This window comes from Clavibacter sp. MX14-G9D, from assembly GCF_032917815.1.
Classification (GTDB): domain Bacteria; phylum Actinomycetota; class Actinomycetes; order Actinomycetales; family Microbacteriaceae; genus Clavibacter; species Clavibacter michiganensis_K.
The window spans coordinates 1-2,348 of sequence record NZ_JAVCVL010000308.1 but is presented as its reverse complement, the minus strand read 5'-3'; the positions used below and the strand labels follow the sequence as shown (position 1 = coordinate 2,348).

Genomic DNA, 2,348 nt, shown 5'->3' with positions numbered 1-2,348 from the left:
GCCGCGGCGCTCGCCTACTGGACGCCGGAGCGCCTCGCGGCCGCCATCGAGCGCGGGAACCCGGCCGAGGCGTCCGCCCCGGCGGTCGCTCTCCCCGCGTCGGGATCCGTCGCGACGTCCGCCGCGCAGACCGCGGGGCGCGGCCAGCGCGTCGCCCCCGTGCCGCACATCGGCCGGCTCTTCGGGGTCGACGACGTGGGCGGCTTCTCCTGCTCGGCCAACGTCGTGCGCGCGGGCAACCGGTCGACGATCGCCACGGCCGGCCACTGCGTCAGCGAGCACCGCTACTTCGCGACCCAGCTGGTGTTCTTCCCCGGGTACGACTCCGGCGCGTCCGCGCTCGGCTCCTGGCCCGTCGTCGGCGGGAACGTGCCCACGAGGTGGTACGCGCAGGACGACCAGGACGACGACGCGGCCTTCCTCGCCGTGGGACGCGATGCGGCGGGCCGGGACGTCCAGTCCGTGACCGGCGCCTCGCCCGTCGCCTTCGACGCCGCGCGCGTCCAGCGGGCGTCGGGCTACGGCTACCCGTCCCTCCCGCCCTACGACGGCTCGTCCCTCACCCGCTGCCAGGGCACCACGACCGCGGAGGGTCCCGGCAAGGTCGGCTTCCTGTGCGACATGACGCCGGGCGTCTCCGGGGGTCCGCTGTTCCTCGGCGACGGCCCCGAGGGCACGCAGTTCACCGACATGGCCGATGGCGACGCCTTCCACTGCGACGGCCCGGCGTGGCAGGCGCCGGAGCGCTCGGCGTACGACCTGACAGCGGCCATCGCCACCTGAGCGCAGGTCCGCACGGTCACGGCGCGCGTTACGCACCGTGACCGTGCCCCTTCCTCCCGTGCGGGAACACGGGCACGGTGGGCGGCACCCGAGCGGATCCCCGCCCGGCCCCTCCCCCTGCACCGCAGCCGCACCGCTGGAGACCGCATGACCACCGCACCGCCCGCCGCATCCGCCGCGTCGACCGCCCCGACCGGAGGTGCCGATCCCGCCGGATCCGGCCCCGAGGCCCCCGCCGACGTCTCCCGTCGCCGCCGCCGCGTCCTGACCGCGGCGTTCGTCGGCACCACCGTCGAGTACTACGACTTCTACCTCTACGCCACGGCGTCCGCGCTCGTGTTCGGCAGCCAGTTCTTCCCGAACCAGACGCCCGCCGTCGCGCTCCTCTCCTCGTTCGCCGCGTACGGCGTCGGGTTCCTCGCGCGCCCCATCGGCGGCATCGTCGCCGGGCACCTCGGCGACCGCATCGGCCGCAAGCGCATGCTCGTCTACTCGCTCGTGCTGATGGGCGTCGCCTCGACCCTCATCGGGGTGCTGCCGACCTACGCCACCATCGGGCTCGCGAGCGTCGTCGGCCTCGTGCTCCTGCGGCTCGTGCAGGGCATCGCAGCGGGCGCCGAGTGGGGCGGATCCGCCCTGCTGTCGGTCGAGCACGCCCCCGCCCACCGCCGCGGCCTCTTCGGCGCGTTCACGCAGATGGGATCCGCGGGCGGCATGCTCCTCGCGACCGGCGTCTTCGCCGCGACCCGCTTCACGCTCGGCGAGGAGCAGTTCCTCGCCTGGGGCTGGCGGCTGCCGTTCCTCCTCAGCGCCGTGCTCGTGGGCGTCGGCCTCGTGATCCGCCTCCGCGTGGAGGACGCCGCCGAGTTCGCCGAGATCAAGGCGTCGGGGAAGGTGGAGCGCTTCCCGCTCGGCGTGGTGCTCCGGCAGCACCCGCGGGCCGTGCTCATCACGGCGGGCCTCCGCCTCGTGCAGCCGGCGCTCTACTCGATCCTCACCGTCTACACGCTCTCCTACCTGGCCGCGCAGCGCGGCGACTCGGGCGTCGCCCTCACGTCGGTGCTCATCGTCTCGGCGCTCAGCGTGCTGACCACGCCGCTCTGGGGCTGGATCTCCGACCGGGTCGGCCGCCGCCGCCTGACCATCGCGAGCGCCGCCGGCATCGGGATCCTCATCTGGCCGTTCTTCGCGTTCCTCGACTCCGGCCCGCTGCTGCTCCTGCCGCTCGTCTTCGCCCTCGGCATGAACGTGTTCCACGACTCGATCTACGGGCCCCAGGCCGCGTGGTTCGCCGAGCAGTTCCCGACGGGCGTCCGCTACAGCGGCGTCTCGCTCGGCTACCAGGTGGGCAGCATCTTCTCCGTCGGCCTCACGCCGCTGCTCGCGGTGCTGTTCCTGCAGTGGGGCGGCGGATCGCCGTGGATCCTCTGCGCGTACATCGGGCTCTACGCGGTGCTCACCATCGCGGCCGCGCTCGCGGCGAAGGACCCGGCGCGGGAGGCGATCGCGGCGCGACGCGACGGCTGAGCCGCGGGGCGCCGCGTGGGCGCGGGCGGACGGGGAGC

Annotated in this window: 2 protein-coding genes; both read left to right on the top strand. The window is 74.6% G+C overall.

Annotated features, from left to right (window positions below):
- Nucleotides 1-783: serine protease (locus Q6969_RS15035; RefSeq protein WP_317231166.1), on the top strand; the 783-nt coding region annotated here is incomplete at its 5' end.
- Nucleotides 784-930: 147 nt separating this feature from the next.
- Nucleotides 931-2,310, top strand: coding sequence for an MFS transporter (locus tag Q6969_RS15030; RefSeq protein ID WP_317231165.1), 1,380 nt, complete (start codon nt 931-933; stop codon nt 2,308-2,310).
- The last annotated feature ends 38 nt before the right edge of the window (nt 2,311-2,348 follow it).

Bases quoted from the DNA above. Each gene is read 5' to 3' on its own strand.
- Q6969_RS15030 (WP_317231165.1), top strand. From the start codon at position 931: ATGACCACCGCACCGCCCGCCGCATCCGCCGCGTCGACCGCCCCGACC.